This is a genomic window from Colwellia sp. KS18-150 (genome assembly GCF_057551365.1).
Map to the genome: position 1 here is coordinate 42,598 of NZ_BAAJMC010000002.1, position 17,114 is coordinate 59,711.

The 17,114-nt window shown below is 38.0% G+C and carries 17 protein-coding genes and 1 riboswitch; of the genes, 11 read left to right on the forward strand and 6 right to left on the reverse strand.

Annotated elements, in window-relative coordinates:
* Nucleotides 1-11 precede the first annotated feature (11 nt).
* Nucleotides 12-782 (reverse strand): class II aldolase/adducin family protein, encoded by a 771-nt coding sequence (locus tag AC27IF_RS03565; RefSeq protein ID WP_487052299.1) that lies wholly within the window; start codon nucleotides 780-782, stop codon nucleotides 12-14.
* A 147-nt stretch (nucleotides 783-929) separates the two neighbouring features.
* Here AC27IF_RS03565 and AC27IF_RS03570 point away from each other — a divergent pair, with 147 nt between their 5' ends.
* Entirely contained in the window at nucleotides 930-1,691 is a 762-nt protein-coding gene (locus AC27IF_RS03570; RefSeq protein WP_487052301.1) for an NRDE family protein, read from the forward strand.
* A 173-nt stretch (nucleotides 1,692-1,864) separates the two neighbouring features.
* A complete protein-coding gene (locus AC27IF_RS03575; RefSeq protein ID WP_487052303.1) occupies nucleotides 1,865-2,305 on the forward strand; it encodes a DUF4389 domain-containing protein in 441 nt (146 codons plus the stop codon).
* Nucleotides 2,306-2,319: 14 nt separating this feature from the next.
* On the opposite strand, the gene AC27IF_RS03580 is transcribed toward AC27IF_RS03575, so the two are convergent.
* The gene (locus AC27IF_RS03580) at nucleotides 2,320-2,493 is read right to left on the reverse strand and encodes a hypothetical protein (RefSeq protein WP_487052305.1); all 174 of its coding nucleotides are present in this window, start codon (nucleotides 2,491-2,493) and stop codon (nucleotides 2,320-2,322) included.
* 90 nt (nucleotides 2,494-2,583) lie between these two features.
* Here AC27IF_RS03580 and AC27IF_RS03585 point away from each other — a divergent pair, with 90 nt between their 5' ends.
* From AC27IF_RS03585 to AC27IF_RS03600, 4 genes are all read left to right on the forward strand, one after another.
* Nucleotides 2,584-3,810, forward strand: a complete 1,227-nt coding sequence (locus AC27IF_RS03585) for a threonine/serine exporter family protein (RefSeq protein ID WP_487052307.1) — start codon at nucleotides 2,584-2,586, stop codon at nucleotides 3,808-3,810.
* 15 nt (nucleotides 3,811-3,825) lie between these two features.
* Nucleotides 3,826-4,476, forward strand: a complete 651-nt coding sequence (locus AC27IF_RS03590; protein WP_487052309.1) for a TetR/AcrR family transcriptional regulator — start codon at nucleotides 3,826-3,828, stop codon at nucleotides 4,474-4,476.
* A gap of 227 nt (nucleotides 4,477-4,703) precedes the next feature.
* On the forward strand, nucleotides 4,704-6,776 hold the full coding sequence (locus AC27IF_RS03595) for a M13 family metallopeptidase (protein WP_487052311.1): 2,073 nt from the start codon (nucleotides 4,704-4,706) through the stop codon (nucleotides 6,774-6,776).
* Between the two features lie 202 nt (nucleotides 6,777-6,978).
* Nucleotides 6,979-7,173, forward strand: a complete 195-nt coding sequence (locus AC27IF_RS03600) for a (2Fe-2S)-binding protein (RefSeq protein WP_487052313.1) — start codon at nucleotides 6,979-6,981, stop codon at nucleotides 7,171-7,173.
* A gap of 117 nt (nucleotides 7,174-7,290) precedes the next feature.
* Here the strand turns inward: AC27IF_RS03600 and bfr (AC27IF_RS03605) are convergent, their stop codons facing one another.
* Nucleotides 7,291-7,758 carry a bacterioferritin gene (gene bfr / locus AC27IF_RS03605; protein ID WP_487052315.1) on the reverse strand — a complete coding sequence of 156 codons (468 nt, stop codon included), beginning with the start codon at nucleotides 7,756-7,758 and terminating at the stop codon, nucleotides 7,291-7,293.
* A 21-nt stretch (nucleotides 7,759-7,779) separates the two neighbouring features.
* The gene (gene bfr, locus AC27IF_RS03610; protein ID WP_487052750.1) at nucleotides 7,780-8,265 is read right to left on the reverse strand and encodes a bacterioferritin; all 486 of its coding nucleotides are present in this window, start codon (nucleotides 8,263-8,265) and stop codon (nucleotides 7,780-7,782) included.
* A gap of 378 nt (nucleotides 8,266-8,643) precedes the next feature.
* Here bfr (AC27IF_RS03610) and AC27IF_RS03615 point away from each other — a divergent pair, with 378 nt between their 5' ends.
* The 5 genes from AC27IF_RS03615 to AC27IF_RS03635 all read left to right on the forward strand — a co-directional run bounded on the left by AC27IF_RS03615 (nucleotide 8,644) and on the right by AC27IF_RS03635 (nucleotide 14,077).
* Nucleotides 8,644-9,465: an ABC transporter ATP-binding protein gene (locus AC27IF_RS03615; RefSeq protein ID WP_487052317.1), complete on the forward strand. Its 822-nt coding sequence runs from the start codon at nucleotides 8,644-8,646 to the stop codon at nucleotides 9,463-9,465.
* Entirely contained in the window at nucleotides 9,458-10,444 is a 987-nt protein-coding gene (locus AC27IF_RS03620; protein ID WP_487052319.1) for a FecCD family ABC transporter permease, read from the forward strand. Before AC27IF_RS03615 ends, AC27IF_RS03620 begins: the two co-directional genes overlap by 8 nt.
* Before the next feature lie 45 nt (nucleotides 10,445-10,489).
* Entirely contained in the window at nucleotides 10,490-11,101 is a 612-nt protein-coding gene (gene cobO / locus AC27IF_RS03625; RefSeq protein ID WP_487052321.1) for a cob(I)yrinic acid a,c-diamide adenosyltransferase, read from the forward strand.
* Nucleotides 11,102-11,146: 45 nt separating this feature from the next.
* Nucleotides 11,147-12,007 (forward strand): cobalamin-binding protein, encoded by an 861-nt coding sequence (locus AC27IF_RS03630; RefSeq protein WP_487052323.1) that lies wholly within the window; start codon nucleotides 11,147-11,149, stop codon nucleotides 12,005-12,007.
* Between the two features lie 21 nt (nucleotides 12,008-12,028).
* Nucleotides 12,029-12,209, forward strand: a riboswitch (cobalamin riboswitch).
* Nucleotides 12,210-12,244: 35 nt separating this feature from the next.
* Entirely contained in the window at nucleotides 12,245-14,077 is a 1,833-nt protein-coding gene (locus tag AC27IF_RS03635; RefSeq protein ID WP_487052325.1) for a TonB-dependent receptor domain-containing protein, read from the forward strand.
* A 69-nt stretch (nucleotides 14,078-14,146) separates the two neighbouring features.
* Here AC27IF_RS03635 and AC27IF_RS03640 read toward each other — a convergent pair whose 3' ends face one another.
* Nucleotides 14,147-14,536 (reverse strand): hypothetical protein, encoded by a 390-nt coding sequence (locus AC27IF_RS03640; protein ID WP_487052327.1) that lies wholly within the window; start codon nucleotides 14,534-14,536, stop codon nucleotides 14,147-14,149.
* Nucleotides 14,530-17,010 carry a reprolysin-like metallopeptidase gene (locus AC27IF_RS03645; RefSeq protein ID WP_487052329.1) on the reverse strand — a complete coding sequence of 827 codons (2,481 nt, stop codon included), beginning with the start codon at nucleotides 17,008-17,010 and terminating at the stop codon, nucleotides 14,530-14,532. Before AC27IF_RS03645 ends, AC27IF_RS03640 begins: the two co-directional genes overlap by 7 nt.
* Nucleotides 17,011-17,114: the final 104 nt, after the last annotated feature.

Below are 17,114 nucleotides of genomic sequence, written 5' to 3' on the forward strand. Positions count from 1 at the left end.
GCTAATGGCAATTAATCTGCAAAATCTGGATAGGCTCTAGCAACTCTACGTAACATAGCAGGCCAAGCGGTTTCACCACCTGTTTTGCCCGTATGAACAATCTTTGCTTGTGCTTTAATGCCATCAACAATACTCTGAGGAGCAAAGACTGGCTTCATCCCCGTAGACATAATATCTAATTGCACCTGACACGCTCTTGTTAAATCATACATATGCATAAAGGCATCACCGATAGTTCTACCTAAAGTTAACGCACCATGATTACGTAACAGCATAAAATTGCTACTACCTAAATCATTTTGCAATCTTAACTTTTCATCTTCATTCACCGCTAAACCTTCATATTCGTGATAACTCAGTGACGCAAGAGCAAACATAGAATATTGACTTAAGGGTAATAAGCCCTCTTCAAGGCTAGCAACGGCTATAGTCTCATTAGTGTGTAAATGTAATACACAACTATCTTCATGACGAGCTTCGTGTATAGCACTATGAATAGTAAAGCCTGCGGGGTTTATTTCAAACGGACTGTCTTTATCAATGATGTTGCCGTGTATATCAATTTTAACCAAATTTGAGGCCGTCACTTCTTCAAATGCTAAACCAAACGCGTTGATCAATAGATGTTCTGTGCCTGGAATACGTGCAGAAATATGGGTATGAATAAGATCATCCCAACCATGCATAACCATAAGGCGATAACAAGCAGCTAAATCAACTCGAACTTGCCATTCATCCGCTGATACTTTACCTTTTACATCTATTTTGGGAACTTCAAACATGGTTACGCCTTGCTTATATAGTGGTGAATTTCACTGTAAATTTTCGCGGTATATTTCTAATACTCCGCTAAATTCTACCTGAGCTAACACCTTGTATAAAGAAAGAGTTAACATAATATATAATTTCAAACGTTGGAGCTGTTGATAATGTGTATTTTATTTTTTGCTATTAAACAGCACCCTAAATATCCAGTCATCATTTGTGCCAACCGTGATGAATTTCATCAACGACCAACTCAAGCAATGTCGTGGTGGCCAAAAAAACATAATAAGGAATCATTGTTAGCCGGTAAAGATCTTCAAGCCGGTGGTACTTGGTTAGGTTTGAATAAGCAAGGACGATTTAGTGCCCTAACTAATTTTAGACAACCTCAACAATTTGATCAGGATAAAAAATCTCGAGGTGATCTCGTATTGAATGCCCTAGCCAGCCAAGATGAGGTGGTTATTTCGCAATTAAAACAATCAGTCTCTGATTATAACGGTTATAACTTGGTTTTTGGTCAACTAGATAACCTCATGTGCTTTGATAATATCTCCCAAAAACTTCAACCGTTAACAGTAGGAATCCATAGCCTGTGTAACGGTGCTTTAGATGATATTTGGCCCAAGATGGCCATGGGGCAAACTAAACTTGCTAAAGCAATACAAAGGCAATCTTTAGATATTGATGAGTTGTTTACTATTATGGTGAATAGTGTTCAAGCAAGAATAGAAGACTTACCCAATACTGGCTTACCATTAGATTGGGAGCAATTACTGAGCTCAATTTTCATTATTTCTCCTCAATACGGTACACGTACCACCAATATTATTGTTCAAGACAATGATGGCATCATCACAGTTTTTGATCGTAGTTATGATGAAAAAGGGACTTGCATCGACAAACAAGATTTTATTATTTCATAACCAGTCAAATTAACTAGATGTTATTGAAATTGACCAAGTTTTAGTAATCAGTTAATTCCCACTATTTAACAACTCAGATAAGCCACTGAAAAGAAACAAAATTATCTCTGGCATCCTCTTTGCTATATCTACTGTGTATAAACATTTTATTTAAAAGTAATAAGGAAAGCAGTATGAATAACGATGAAAACAAACCAACAGCACCAGAGAATACCAACGATACCAATTCAACTGTTGATACGGAAACAGAAACACAGGCAAGTGAAGAGCAAGCATCCCAACAGCAAAATTCAGCTCAAAGTGAAAATGAAACCAGCACTACAAGTAATGACGTTGAACTAGAAAAAACTTGGCACAATAAAAATGCCTTAAAACGTGGTATTGCTATGTTAGGTTATGGATTTATCGCTGGCTTTGTTCGCTTAGGTATAACTTTAATTGCCGTATTCCAATTTTTCTCGTTATTGTTTGCTGAAAAACCCAATCAACCTTTAGTGAAATTTGGTCAAAATTTAAATACTTATTTGTATCAAATTAATCAGTTCTTAACTGTAAACTCAGAGATGTATCCATTCCCATTTGCGGAATGGCCTGATTCAGCGCCAAAAGAATAACAGGCAAATCAGTTTTACATCAACTCTCTAACAATGGCAGCAAGCAAAATAACAAAAACTAAAATCCAAGAGATTTTACTAAATTTTGCTTGTTGCTCATCACTCATTGGTTTACCAAATCGCTCACCTAAAATTACCATCAGCGCTACTACACCAAATACGCAAGCCAAAATTATCAATAAAGTCATTTTTTCCCTTTAAAAATTTTTACAAATGCTAGAAATACATTAACATAGCTTACTGACATTACTTATCTTTTATATCGCGTATTTCTTTCTATGACACATACTGATGATTTCTATCAAAAACGTCGATTTATTATTCGACTTGGCAAAGCTTTACACAAGCTAGGCTCGACCGCATATCGATTAGAAGATAACTTGCTTTCTATTGCCAATTTTTTAGATATACGCGCCTCTTTTATCATTACTCCCACAGCGTTAACTTTTATTTTAACGGACGATGAAGATGATCAACAATATAACCATTTAGTTAGAGTAACACCTGGCGAAATAGATCTAGGCTCCCTAGCTAGAATTGATGAACTAGTAGATGAGCTTATCAATGGTGAACGCACATTGGTAGAAGCGATTGAACGCCTAAATGAAGTCAATGCTAAGCCAGCGCCGTACGGTACATTTTTAACTTTCTTAGCTTTTGGTGCATCTAGCGGTGCCTTTGCTATGTTGATGCACACCAGTTGGCATGATGTTTTTTGGTCAACATTACTAGGTTTTGTGGTTTTCATATTTGTTATGTGGGCAGAGCGATCTCGTCGCGTTACAGAAATGTTAGAGCCAATAGCGGCATTAACTACCTCAATGTTAGCGTCACTGATTTCTCTGTTTGATCCTAGTATTAATATTCCCATGGTGATTTTATCAAGCATCATTGCTTTTATTCCCGGTTTATCATTAACCGTGGGATTATCTGAGCTAGCCGCCCGTCACTTAATGTCTGGTACTGCCCGTATTATGGACAGTGTCATGGTGTTATTTAAACTCTATTTTGGCGCGGTTCTTGGGATGGCACTCGGTAAGTTGATTTGGGGAGAAGTTAACTTTGTATCTCCTGATGTTATGCCTGTATGGACATCTTGGTTGGCCGTTACCTGCCTCTCTATCTCTTTAATTATATTGTTTAAGGTGCGTTTAAAAGATGCTCCTTGGGGAATGATTGCCGGTTATATTTCTTTTAGTGTTAGTGTTTGGGCGAGTAGCTATTTAGGTATTGCCCTGGGAGCGTTTGTTGGCGCTTTTGCTCTGGGAATATACAGTAATTTATTCTCCCGAGTGATGAACTTGCCTTCGTCTATCGTACGTTTACTTGGTCTAGTTGTGTTAGTTCCAGGTTCTAAGGTATATATCGGACTTAATAGCTTAGTTTCAGGGCAGGATATGTTGGCGGTAAGCGATTTAGGCTCACAAACTTTTTTAATTTTTATGTCACTGGTAGCGGGCATTATCTTTTCTAATGTTGCTATGCCTCACAGAAAAACACTTTAATGATAGTTCGCTGTAATGAAAAATAAAAATAACACTAAAAAATCATCTACCACATACCATCATGGTAACTTACAGAGTAGTTTGATTGTCACCGCAACCACTATGATAGCAGAGGAAGGTATTGAAGCTCTGTCATTAAGAAAATTAGCATTACGCATTGGTGTTTCCCGCACTGCTGCCTATCATCATTTTAAAGATAAAAACGATTTACTATGCGCTATTGCCGCACAAGGATTCACTGCATGGCAGGAAAAATCCGAGAGCATTTTTAATGACAATGCATTATCGGATCATCAAAAGTTTCATAATTTTGTTCACTATTATGTACGCTTTGCGACACAAAATGCTGCTATTTATCAATTGATGTTTGGCGGTACATTATGGAAGCAAGCAAACAACGAAGTGCTGGATAACCAAAGTACTGAAAAACTTAGGGAGGTTGCTTATCCAAGTTTTCAATATCAAGTTGAGATGATTAAATCTTGGCAAGATAAAGGCATGTTACCTAAGTCTGAATCCACTCTACGCTTAGCACAAGTAACGTGGGCAACTTTGCATGGTATTGCTTTGCTGGTGATCGATGGCATTTATGCCGACGCCAGCCAAGTGGATGAAATGTGTCAATGTGCCGTCAATTTATTTATGAGCGCCGCTAACAACAGATAAGACAATCAACCTATTTTTCCCACAACCTATCTCAGTATTATTGTAAATATAAAGTAAATAGACTATAAATTTCTAGTTTACAGGCAAAATGTAAACAGATGTTTCACTGACTAGAATTTTGCTTTAAATCACCGTACTATCGCTCAATCGTGCTTTATTAACCTAGCCTATTTTCAGTGTTAGTAAATCACAGCGATACACAATGACAATAACACGAGAAACCACTAATGAAAGCGATTATCACAAGCGCTGTTTGCTCTTCTTTGCTGCTACTTAGCGGCTGTAGTAACAGCGACACAAATAATAATACTGTACAAGAAACTGTCGAAGCTCCACAAAAAACTATGCTTGCTTCAGGCATTGAGCAAGCCAATATCGACAAAAGTGTTCGTCCACAAGATAACTTTTATCGCTACATCAATGGCGGCTGGATGAAGAACAACGAAATCCCAGGCGATAAAACGGCTATTGGTTCATTTTATGACTTACGTGACCAAGCTGATGATGATGTTAAAGCCATCATAGAAGAGTTAGCCGCGACTAAAAATTTAAAGATGGGCTCTGACGAGCAAAAAGTGGCAGATATCTTTCGTTCATACATGGATAACGAACAAAGAAATAATGCTGGCACCACACCAATCGCATCAATTTTAACCGCAATAGAAAATATCAAAACTAAAGATGATTTAGCGACATTCTTTGGTACTTACTCTACTGCTGGCATTAATAACCCATTAGCTTTATACATCAGCATTGATGCTAAAGAGTCAACAAGTTATGCCATTCATATCTGGCAAAATGGCTTAAATCTACCTGATAAAGATTACTACTTTAATGACGCTGAGCGTTTTGTAAATTTAAGAAGTGGTTATGTAAAACACGTCGAGAATATGTACACCTTGGCTGGGTTACCAAATGGTAAAGCGGCAGCAGAAAATATTATGGCATTAGAAACGAGCCTTGCTGACTATCACTGGACACGTGTACAAAGCCGTGACAGCGAAAAACGCTATAATAAATTTGCGACCGCAGAATTAAATAAATTAACAGATAAGTTTAACTGGCAAGCTTTTTTAACTGCTGAAAATGTAGCAAGTCAAAAAGATATTATCATTAACCAACCAGACTTTATTGAAGGCTTTGGTAAGGTATTTGACGAGACATCTGTTGATGTGTGGAAGCAGTACCTAACATTTAATACGCTAAGTGCTTTTTCTAGCTACTTAACCGCTGATCTTGATAATGAAAACTTTGATTTCTTCTCAAAGCAATTAAATGGTCGCAATGAACAGAGACCTCAATGGAAAAGAGGTGTTAGTGTAGTTAACTCAAATTTAGGCGAAGTAATTGGTAAGGTTTATGTTACCCGCCACTTTACTCCTGCAGCAAAATCACGCATGAGTGAGCTCGTTGAAAATTTACGCTCCGCCTATGGTTCAAGTATTGATGAACTAGAGTGGATGTCTGAAGATACTAAGAAAGCCGCCCATGTAAAACTTGCTGCCTTCACGCCAAAAATTGGTTACCCAGATAAATGGGAAGATTACTCTGAATTAACCATAAAGCCTGATGATATTGTGGGTAATATTATCCGTTCACGTAAAGTGTCTAGCCAAAAAGAAATCGCTAAACTTGGCGGCCCTATTCGTAAATGGGAGTGGCATATGACACCGCAAACCGTTAATGCTTATTATAATCCGCCAGCCAATGAAATCGTATTTCCAGCAGCAATATTACAACCTCCTTTCTTTAATATGAAAGCAGATGATGCTGTTAACTATGGCGGCATTGGTGCGGTAATTGGCCATGAAATGGGCCATGGCTTTGATGATCAAGGTAGTAAATATGATGCTGAGGGTAACCTTCGCAACTGGTGGACTGAGCAAGACCTTAAAGAGTTTGCCGATCGTACTCAATCATTAGTTGAGCAATATGCTGGCTACCAAGTATTTGATGATTTAGCTGTAAATGGTGAATTAACCTTAGGTGAAAACATTGGCGATTTGTCTGGTGTTACTATTGCCTATAAAGCTTATAAAGCGTCATTAAATGGTAAAGAAGCACCTGTTATTGATGGTTTAACTGGCGATCAGCGTTTCTTCATGGGTTATGCGCAAATTTGGCGTTCTAAAATTGTTGAAAAATCAATGCGTAACCGCGTAGCAACTGACCCTCATTCACCAGGAGAGTTCCGCGCATTAGGGTCACTTTCTAACATGAATGAATTCTACGAAGCATTTGACGTAAAAGAAGGCGATGCTATGTATATCGCTCCTGAAAAACGCGTTAAAATCTGGTAATTACATTGAGGTAGTGGCAATTGAATTTGACAGTGTTTCAAGTCAAAAATGAACCACGATACTGACTAGATAGTTACAATAAAAAAGCAGCTTAGGCTGCTTTTTTAATCTTTTACAAAGCATTAACACAATCGCTATTGATAACCACTCTCATTTGCATTATCATACTGTTTAATGATTAATTAAGCTATCTGGTAGTGTAATGTACGTCTGTATTTGTCATGGTGTCACTGACTCACAAATTGAAGTTGCTGTAGATAACGGTGCTCACACCATGAAACAGTTAACTCGTGAATTAAAAATTGGCTCTCAATGTGGCAAGTGTTGTCAATGTAGTAAAAAAGTACTCAATGGCAAATTAATGCAAATTGCTGAAGCTGAGCCGAGTGTTGCCTAATACACTTTATCATTCACCAGAGAACTATAGTGAATGACAACTACCAAGTGTATTTCAATAAATCATCAAGCTTTTTCACTCTTTTAGCTAACCTCTTAGTGTCATTTCAAGCGTAAATTATTCCATCATTGACTGTAAATAATTCTCTAGTCCCGCATTGGCTATCAAGTACTGCTGTGCTTCAATCCAATCTATTTGCTCTTCAACATTTTCCAGTAAATCTTCAACACAGTCTCGACTTATATAATCTTTTTTCTGTTCACAAGCAGTAATGACTTCGAGTAATACACCTCTAGAATGATGCTCTAAATCAAGGTTAGATTGAATCATCTCAGGCGTGTTTTCACCAATATGTAAACGTCCTAAATCTTGTAAATTGGGTAACCCTTCTAAAAACAAGATACGTTCGATTAAATCATCCGCTTGCTTCATTTTCTCAATAGAGATTTTATAATCAGCTTTATTTAGTTTGTCTATTCCCCAATTTTTATACATTCTGGCATGTAAAAAATACTGATTAATCGCCACTAATTCAACTGCCAATGCTTTATTAAGCAGCGCAATAATATCTTTATTACCTTTCATAACAAAACCCTCCAGTTGTTCTTAACCTGCCAAATGATTACCCATATGTGACTGGATATAATTATTCAATCCAACTTTATCAATTAAGCCCAATTGTTTCTCCAGCCAATACACATGATCTTCTTCAGTGTCCTCTAGTAACTTTTCTAGCATTTCACGGCTTTGATAATCTTGCTCCGCTTCACATAAAGAAATAGTCTCTTTGAGCGCATCCACGACCTCCATTTCAAGAATAAGATCATTTTTCAACATGGTTGGTACATCACTGCCAATAATTAAGTCTCTTCGATCTGTTAAATTTGGTGTTCCTTCAAGAAATAAAATCCGCTTAATCAACGCATCTGCATGAGTGATTTCTTCCTGCATTTCATGATCAAGTTGTTCGAATAATTTATCTAATCCCCAATCTTGATACATACGTGAATGCGTAAAGTATTGATCTATTGCTGCTAATTCATTTTTTAGTAAGCCATTAAGACTTGCAATAACCTTATTATTACCTTTCATTTTTTTGCTCCCAATAAGTAAAGTAATAGGGTAAATAAAGTGTAGTACAAACATTAGAATTCACAACTTTTCCAATAAAATCAAAAACTTCCTAATCAATAACTATTCGTATTTCAATTATCGTTTCTTGGAGGATGTTTATTAATTAGAGGATATTTAGACGTCTAAACATCTATAACTTGCAGATAATAATAACTCAAGGTAGAATTGCATCTTGCACTAGGAAATGAGGTGCCGATATAAATAATTTATAGCGAAGTCCTCAACTGTACCCGCAACTGTAGATCGTTATTAAAGATGGTAGATAACGATAAGTCAGATATCTAGTTCCAACAAAATTCAAGTTATTAAATATGTGCGGGAAAACACTAATATTCTATGTCAACACAACTACAAATTAGCCAGCTTAATTGGTTAGTGAATAACAAGAGCATCTTAAAAGATATTTCTTTTAACGTCTGCTCAGGTGAGATTATTGGCATTATTGGCCCAAACGGGGCTGGTAAAACTAGCTTATTGCGCTGTATTACTAATCAAGTTAACTCCATAGCTAATTCAACTCTCACCGGAACCATATATTTAAAAAACAAAAAACTTCAACATTACAGTGCTAAACAATTAGCGCAACATTTTGCCTTAGTAGCACAAAAAGCAGAGCCTATATTTTCGTTAACAGTTATTGATATTGTTAAAATGGGTTTATTACCGCATCAAAGCTTCTTCTCTCTAGACAGTGATTATGATATTGAACAAGTAAAACTAGCATTACGTAAAGTGGGTTTAAGCAATGCCGGTGACAAAAACTTTAATCAATTATCTGGCGGTGAGCAGCAAAGAGTATTAATTGCTAGAGCGCTGGTTCAAAAAGCACAAATATTAATTCTAGATGAACCAACAAATCATTTGGATGTTTATTACCAACACCAAATACTACAATTAGTAAAAAAATTAAAAATTACCGTGATAATGACGGTGCATGACCTTAATCTCGCCAGTCAATTTTGCCAACGGTTACTATTACTAAATCAAGGACAGTTATTATGTGATGGTAGTCCAGAGCAGGTGCTTACGGTAAAACAATTAGAGCATGTATTTAAATTACCTTGCTTGCTTGAAAAAGATCCCACAACAGCTAAACCAAGAGTTTACTTTTCCTTACCTGAACAAGAATACTGTCATGCAGGTGATATTAATGAGTAAATTATCATTAAAAATCACCTTACTTGGTATCTTTACATTTATATCATTAATTGCCGGCTTACATTTTGGCCCGGCAAATTTAAGCAGCACCGAAGTATTATCTTGCTTAGCTGCTGAATGTCATGATCAAGTCAGTGAAATGGTTATCTGGCAAATACGTGTACCAAGAGTGTTAGTCGCTCTAGTAGCAGGTATGGGCTTAGCCATCGCCGGCGCTATTTTACAAAATACCACCCGTAATCCATTAGCGGATCCTTATTTATTTGGTATCGTTTCCGGTGCAGGGTTAGGAGCGACACTTTCAAACTTAATACTAAGCGATAATATCAGTATTGCTCTTCCACTCGCTGCATTTCTCGGGGCATTGTTTGCTATCACCATAGTGGTATTTATCGCGAAAGTGCTACAACGAACAGAGCAGTTGTTACTTGCTGGGGTTGCCGTTTCATTTATGTTAGCAGCCGTAACACAGTTTATCCTTTATTTTGGTGACCCTTTTGCCACTAACCGAGTGATCTTTTGGTTAATGGGAAGTTTAGCTCGAGTGGAGATGAGTAATTTTTATATTATTGCCAGTATATTGATTCTAGCTATTCTTATTATCATTGCTCTACATCGCCAGATTGATGCTTTATTACTTGGTGATGAAAGTGCTGCTAGTTTAGGCGTTAATGTCGACAGATTAAGATTATTAATGCTGGGGCTTTGTGCTGCTTTGACTGCAACTATTGTTGCTTATTGTGGTGGTATTGGTTTTGTCGGCTTGATGATACCTCATATCGTCAGGCAACTGATCGGCGTCACAACATTTAAGCTAGTATTAGGCAGTGCTTTGATTGGCGGAACATTTTTAATATGGGTAGATGTAATTGCTCGCTCTGCTTTAGCTAATGCAGAAATTCCAATTGGCATTATCACTTCAGCATTGGGCAGTATTTTCTTCTTATTTATTATGGTCCGTAATAAACACCATGGATAATTTAATCGCCTCAATAACTTAATTAACTAATGAAGTAGTAACAAGATGACAGATAATAATGTAGATAAAAAAAGTACCTCACATAAAAAACGTATGCAATCGGTTAAAGAAAAGGTTGATAAACGTATCGACGACGCCCAGGAAGAACGAGGCTTATTAATCGTTATTACCGGCAACGGTAAGGGTAAATCAACTTCTGGCTTTGGTACTATCGCTCGTGCTGTTGGCCATGGCCTTAATGCCGCTGTAGTTCAGTACATTAAAGGCACTTGGGCTTGTGGTGAACGTCAATTACTAGAAAATGCAGGCGTTACTTTTGATGTCATGGCCACAGGTTTTACTTGGAACACTCAAGATAAAGAAAAAGATATTGCTGCAGCTCAAAAAGTTTGGCAACGAAATAAAGTATTACTCAGCGATAATAATGTTGATGTGGTACTCCTTGATGAAATGACCTACATGATTGCCTATAAATATATAGAGTTAGAAGAGCTGCTTGAAGCGTTAAAAAATCGTCCTAAAAATCAACATGTCATTATTACCGGCCGTGCCTGTCACCGAGAAATCATTGCCTTAGCTGACACAGTTAGTGAAGTACAGTCCGTCAAACATGCCTTCGATAACGGCGTTAAAGCTCAAAAAGGCATCGATTGGTAAATGCTGATGTTTATAAGTTATAGCACCTAAAGAGATCACAAAAATATGAACAAACTTTTATCAATACTCATTTTGTTATCACTGAGCATGTCTTGCTTTGCTAACAGTCACGCTAAAGATAAACCGAGTATTATCGCGTTATCTCCTCACATTGTTGAGATGCTATTTGATATTGGTGCCGGAGAGCAAATTATTGGCACCACGGCATTTGCTGATTACCCAGAGCAAGCTAAGAATATCCCTGTCATTGGTAACTATCTTAGATTACAGATTGAAAAGGTTATCGAACTGCAACCAGACCTCATCATCGCATGGAAAAGTGGTAACCCTAGTGATGATCTCGCTCGATTAAAACAGCTAGGTTTTAACATCGTTTATTCACAGCCAAATACCTTTGCTGATGTTGCAAAAGAGATGCGTGAATTTGGTAAGTTAACTGGTCACGAATTACAAGCTGAGCAACAAACTCAAGATTTTCTAGCTCAACTTAATCAAATTACTCAGCAATATCAGAATAAAAGCAAAATTGTCGGTTTTTACGAGTTATGGTCAAGACCATTAACCACCGTTGCACAAGGAAGTTGGCCGCAACAGTTTTTAACGATTTGTGGGGTAGATAACCCTTTTAAACAGTTATCAATTCCCTACCCTCAGGTAAATATTGAAACAGTATTGCAAACGCCGATACAAGTTATTATCCAGCCATTATCAGAGAACCAAACTGATAAATTAGGCTTTAACTGGCAAGACTGGTCGATAGTTCCGGCAGTAAAAAATAATAAAATTATCCAACCTGACGCTGATGCCATGCACCGCATGACAGCGAGAAGCCTTGGAGAATTACAGCATTTGTGTACAAACATTGACGAAATACGACAATGGTTGTTAAGCAATAAAGCGCTTTAATTAGCCCCAAAGAGGCTAATAAAGCATATAAAGATTTTAGGTGTTGATGTTTTTATAAAGCATCAGTGAAACGGGAAATAGGTGCGTACTTTAAAAGTGTAACTCCTATACTGCCCTCGCAACGGTAATAAAGGTCACCCTGAGTAATTAATTTATGGTAACCCTTTTCAGTCCGGAGACCGGCCTAAAATAACACTAGTTTTGTAAGTACGGTGGGTGCTTATAATTGAGGACAACATGAAAAAAACACTTTTAGCATTAACCATTGCTAGCACATTTACATCAGGATTAACTTTCGCTAACTCAAGCCAAGAAAGTACCGATGAAACAGAAAACATGATAATTACTGCTAACCGCACAGCACAAAGCGAAGCAGATCTTTTAAGTAGCGTTAAAGTCATAACACGTGCAGATATTGAGTTATCGTCTTCTAATTCGATTGCTGAATTACTTAATGATGTTAATGGCATACAAATATCTCAAAGTGGTGGCGCAGGTCAAACAACATCTATATTTAGTCGTGGCACTGACTCGGGCCACACCTTAGTTATTATTGATGGCCAACGTATTGGCTCCGCAACACTAGGGCAAGTTGCCTTTGCCGACATCAGTGTTGAGCAGGTAGAGCGAATTGAAGTGATCAAAGGCCCAAGAGCTGCACTTTGGGGCTCTGATGCTATAGGTGGTGTCATTCAAATATTTACTCGTCAATTAGCCGCAGGTGAAATTGCTGTTGATGCTGGCCTAGGCAATGACAAACAGCAGCAAGCAAGTATCAGTGGCGCAATAGGCCATGGTGATGGTAGTACAACCTTCACAGCTTCTGCTAAATCTAGCGATGGCTATGATGTTTATGACTTAGCTGAAGATGATGACGATGGTTACAGTCGTGAAAACGTTTCACTTATTGGTCAACAACAGTTGAACCAAGAATGGAAAATTAATTGGTTAGCTAAATATAACCAAGGCGAAACAGAATATGATAGTGCTTTTGGTGGCGCTAACGAAAATTCATTTGAAACACTACAATGGCAACTTTCTGCCAGCCAAACAGATGGCAACTGGCATCAACAACTATTTGTAGGTCAACAAAAAAATGAAAGCACCTCATTCGGTAATGGCATTAGTGAGAGTGATGGTAGTCGTTTTGAAACCGATCGCTTACAAGGTACATGGTTAGGTAGTTACCAGCTAACTGAACAATTAAGCACAAGTGTTGGTATCGATTTAATCAATGAGAAAGTCGACACTCAAGTTGCCTACGAAGTCGATGAACGTGATATCCACTCTGCATTTACCCGTTTAGCCTTTGATAACGACACCATCATTTTAGATGGAGCACTTCGATATGATGATATTGAAGGTATCGATAGCGAAGTCACGTATAACTTAAGTGCCGGCGTACGTTTTGCTGATACTTCGTTAGTGAGCTTAAATATCGGCAGTGGCTTCAAAGCGCCAAGCTTTAACGATCTTTACTACCCTAATGACGGTTGGTCTTACGGTAACCCTGACTTAGAAGCTGAAACGTCAGATAGTATAGAGTTATTAGTAAAAACCAATGTGGTAGGAGTCGATACAGAACTAAGTATTTACAATACTAAAATTGATAATTTGATTGAATGGCAACCTGATGAAAACTTTGCTTATCACCCAATTAACGTGAACAAAGCTGAAATCAATGGTGTTGAATTAACCTTATCGACTGAAATGTTGGGCTTACAACATCAACTGCAATTAAATTACTTAGATGCAAAAGATGATGTAACAGATGAACCGCTAATACGTCGTGCAAAACAAAGTGGTAGTTATCAAGTCAGTCAATCATGGGATAGCCTTAGCCTACTTGCGAGTATCAATTATCAAGGTGAGCGAGAAGATAGCGAATGGCCAAGCACCATCACCTTACCAAGCCATACGTTAGTTAATGCTAGCGCGTTATATGAAATAACACCGGCATGGACTTTAGGCTTAAAAGTTAACAATGTTTTTGACAGAGAATATGTCACTAATAACCATTATGTTGGGCAGCCTGCCCAGTACTTAGTCACAGTAAGTTACCGTAACTAAATACTTATATTGAATATAAAGCCTGTTATTGGAAACTATAACAGGCTTTTTTATATTGCTTTGAAGTCGTTAATTGTTATTTTGACAAATATCCCACATCTTTTGGTTATATTGCACCATGTAATCAAGCGCTTTATTACGATCAACTCTATCTTGCTCTGACCGAATCACATCCCCCGTATTCGGCATATATTTTTTACCGCATAAGGCAAGTGCTTGTTCAATTTCACCCGCAGTCAAACCTGGTATTTTCGTCCCGCGAGTCGATGCCACAAACAAACGATAATCGTTTTTTTCTATTGCCATCGCAATATTAGCTGACAACACTGAATATGCTTTTGAAGCTTTGACTTCGCTTTGGCTTACTTCATTGTTTAGATTATGCTCGCCAATATTACTAGTAGCATTGCTACAGCTCGTTGTAATTAGGGCGAATAGTAAATAGCTATATCTCAACATGATGAATTAGAGTCACTGACATTGTTGCCAATGTTTTTAGTACGAAAAATAAGGATTAACACCGCTGATAATAGCCAAAAGATGCTACCAGAAGAATTACTTGTTGAGGCTTCTGTTTCGGTTTCGGTTTCAGTTTCTGGCTCAGGTACAACGACAGCGGCAACCGTAATCATGGCCGTAAATACCTCACTGCTTATTGCCTCTTTATGGCTGACAATTCCAACATTTAATGTGCCCGAAAAATCATTATCCACCGTAATGCTATTACCAGAAACAGTATAACCAGTGCCTGACTCAACAGTTAATGATGTTGGAGTGTCGCAACCAAAAGTAAATAGGTTATTGGTGAACGTTAAGCTCTCCCCTTGGGTGACTGATAAGGCTTGCTGACTAGTAATAGCGATATCAACGGCGCTAACACTTTTATCAATAGTGAAATCATTATCGTTAATAGCAAAGAAAATATTATCACTACAAGCCACTTTAATTCTTGCTGTATTAGTATTGATTTCACTTGCACAGTAATTCGTTAAAGAGACTTGAGTAGTGCCATTATTATCGGCCCCAACCTCTAATGCTCTAGTAAAACTGTTACCGCCATCAATTGATAACAAAACATCCACTGAAGCGCAGTTTATCGGGCTCGTATCAGTACCTGCTACCTGCCACTGCACATTTTGGCTATTATTAGACCAAATATCGCTTTGTAATGGTGCCGTCACAGCAAAACTTTCGCCGGTATCAATAACCGTAATTTCATTGTCATCATAACTAACGCCACCTTCGCTATCACGTACGAGTAAACGAAAATTTAAAGAACGATCAGTCGTGGGCAGCACTTCGCCGATAACAGAAGTGTTTGCTAAAATATTCGTTAATTGTGGGAAAACTCTTTCACTATCACTTACTGGCGGCCAAGTACGAAATAACGGCCTTGCACCATCATCAATTTGCTGTGAAAGCGAGCTACTCGCTGGGCCTAAATCAAATTGCTCCCAACTGTAAGTCAAATTGCTACTATCAACATCACTAGCACTGCCTGACAATATAAAAGGCGTTTGCGCCGGTATAGTATAATCATCACCCGCATCTACAATCGCAGTGTTATTAATACTCCCCGTCACAGTGCCGCAATTTTTACCACCGCCAGTGGTAATAAAATTGCTGATGTCTTCAATAGATTTGGTATGAAAAAAAGCATCTGAGTTACCTTGTAAGTTTTGACTGCCGCAAATACCGGCATAACTCATGATCGTTGAGCCACTACCTACCTCATAGGCAGAGCTAGCAGAGCGATTACCGGCACAAGCCTCTGCACTGCCGTTAAAGGTATGATTCGCGCCAAACTGATGACCAATTTCATGCGCAACATAATCAATATAAAAGGAATCGTTATTGGGCATATCGGCTCCCGTTACGCCATCTCCCTTATACTGTGAATTACATACCGACTCTAAAACAGCTAAACCTCCGCCACCAGTACCGACAACATGGCCAATATCATAACTATTGCTACCAATAATATTATCAATTGTCTGAGTGTTAATTTCTCCATCATCACTGGTATTGGCAAAAGGGTCTGTATCGGCATCGGTAAAAATAAGTAAGTTATTATTAGCCACTAACTCAAGCTTAATGGCAAGGTCGCGTTGAAATACCTCATTTAAGCGATTCACCAGTGTCACCATCTCAGCCATAGCACTATCGACAGTACCACCGTTAAATTGAGTATATTCAGCCGCAGCCGAGATTGCTAACCGGTAGGTTTTTATTGCACTTTGACTGGCAACGCTTTTTGCACCTTTAACTTGATTTGTTTCTTCATTTAAAACTGATGATTGACTAGCCCCACTAATATCACCGAAAGAGCTTTTAGGAGAGTGAAATTGAAAATCTGCTCGTGAGACTAACTGGGTTTTCTTACCTAAATAACTTTGATAACCATCATTGGCTGAAAATGTACGTGTCATCTGATTACTTTTAACACCCTCAATGCTTTTTGCTGAGCTAGTGATCAGTTTTATTTCTGGCTCAACAAATATCAGCTCACCTTGATAATAAAACATGCCATGAAAGCCATTTGGCGTAATATCAAAGCGACCGGTGTTGCTTGGCGCTCCAACTTGCACTCCTGAAAAGGTTTTTATCTCAGGGTATTTCTGCCTAAGTTCAGCAGCCATGACATGACTAGGTGTTAAATTAAAATCGACTAATTGTCCATTAGGCAGTGGCAATGAGATCACTATTTCATTGGCATTACTTAACAGCAATGCTCGCAAATTTTGCTCATCAGCAGTATAGGAGCTAGATGCCGGTTGAGTTAACGACAATTGATTGCTAGCAATATCAATAGAAGTTTGCTTTTGTTGCCATTGATTAAAAGTACTCGATATATCTTGTGCTTTGACGATGGGACTCAAGGCTAATGAGCAGCAAAAATACAACCAGGAAACTAAGCCAATTAATTTTTTCATTTTGATTTCTATTCGGTTCATTCTCTACAAATAAGGTTAGCGCTAAAGGCATAAAAAAACCACCGCTTAGGCGGTGGTTTCATATTTTTAACATAATCTGAAAT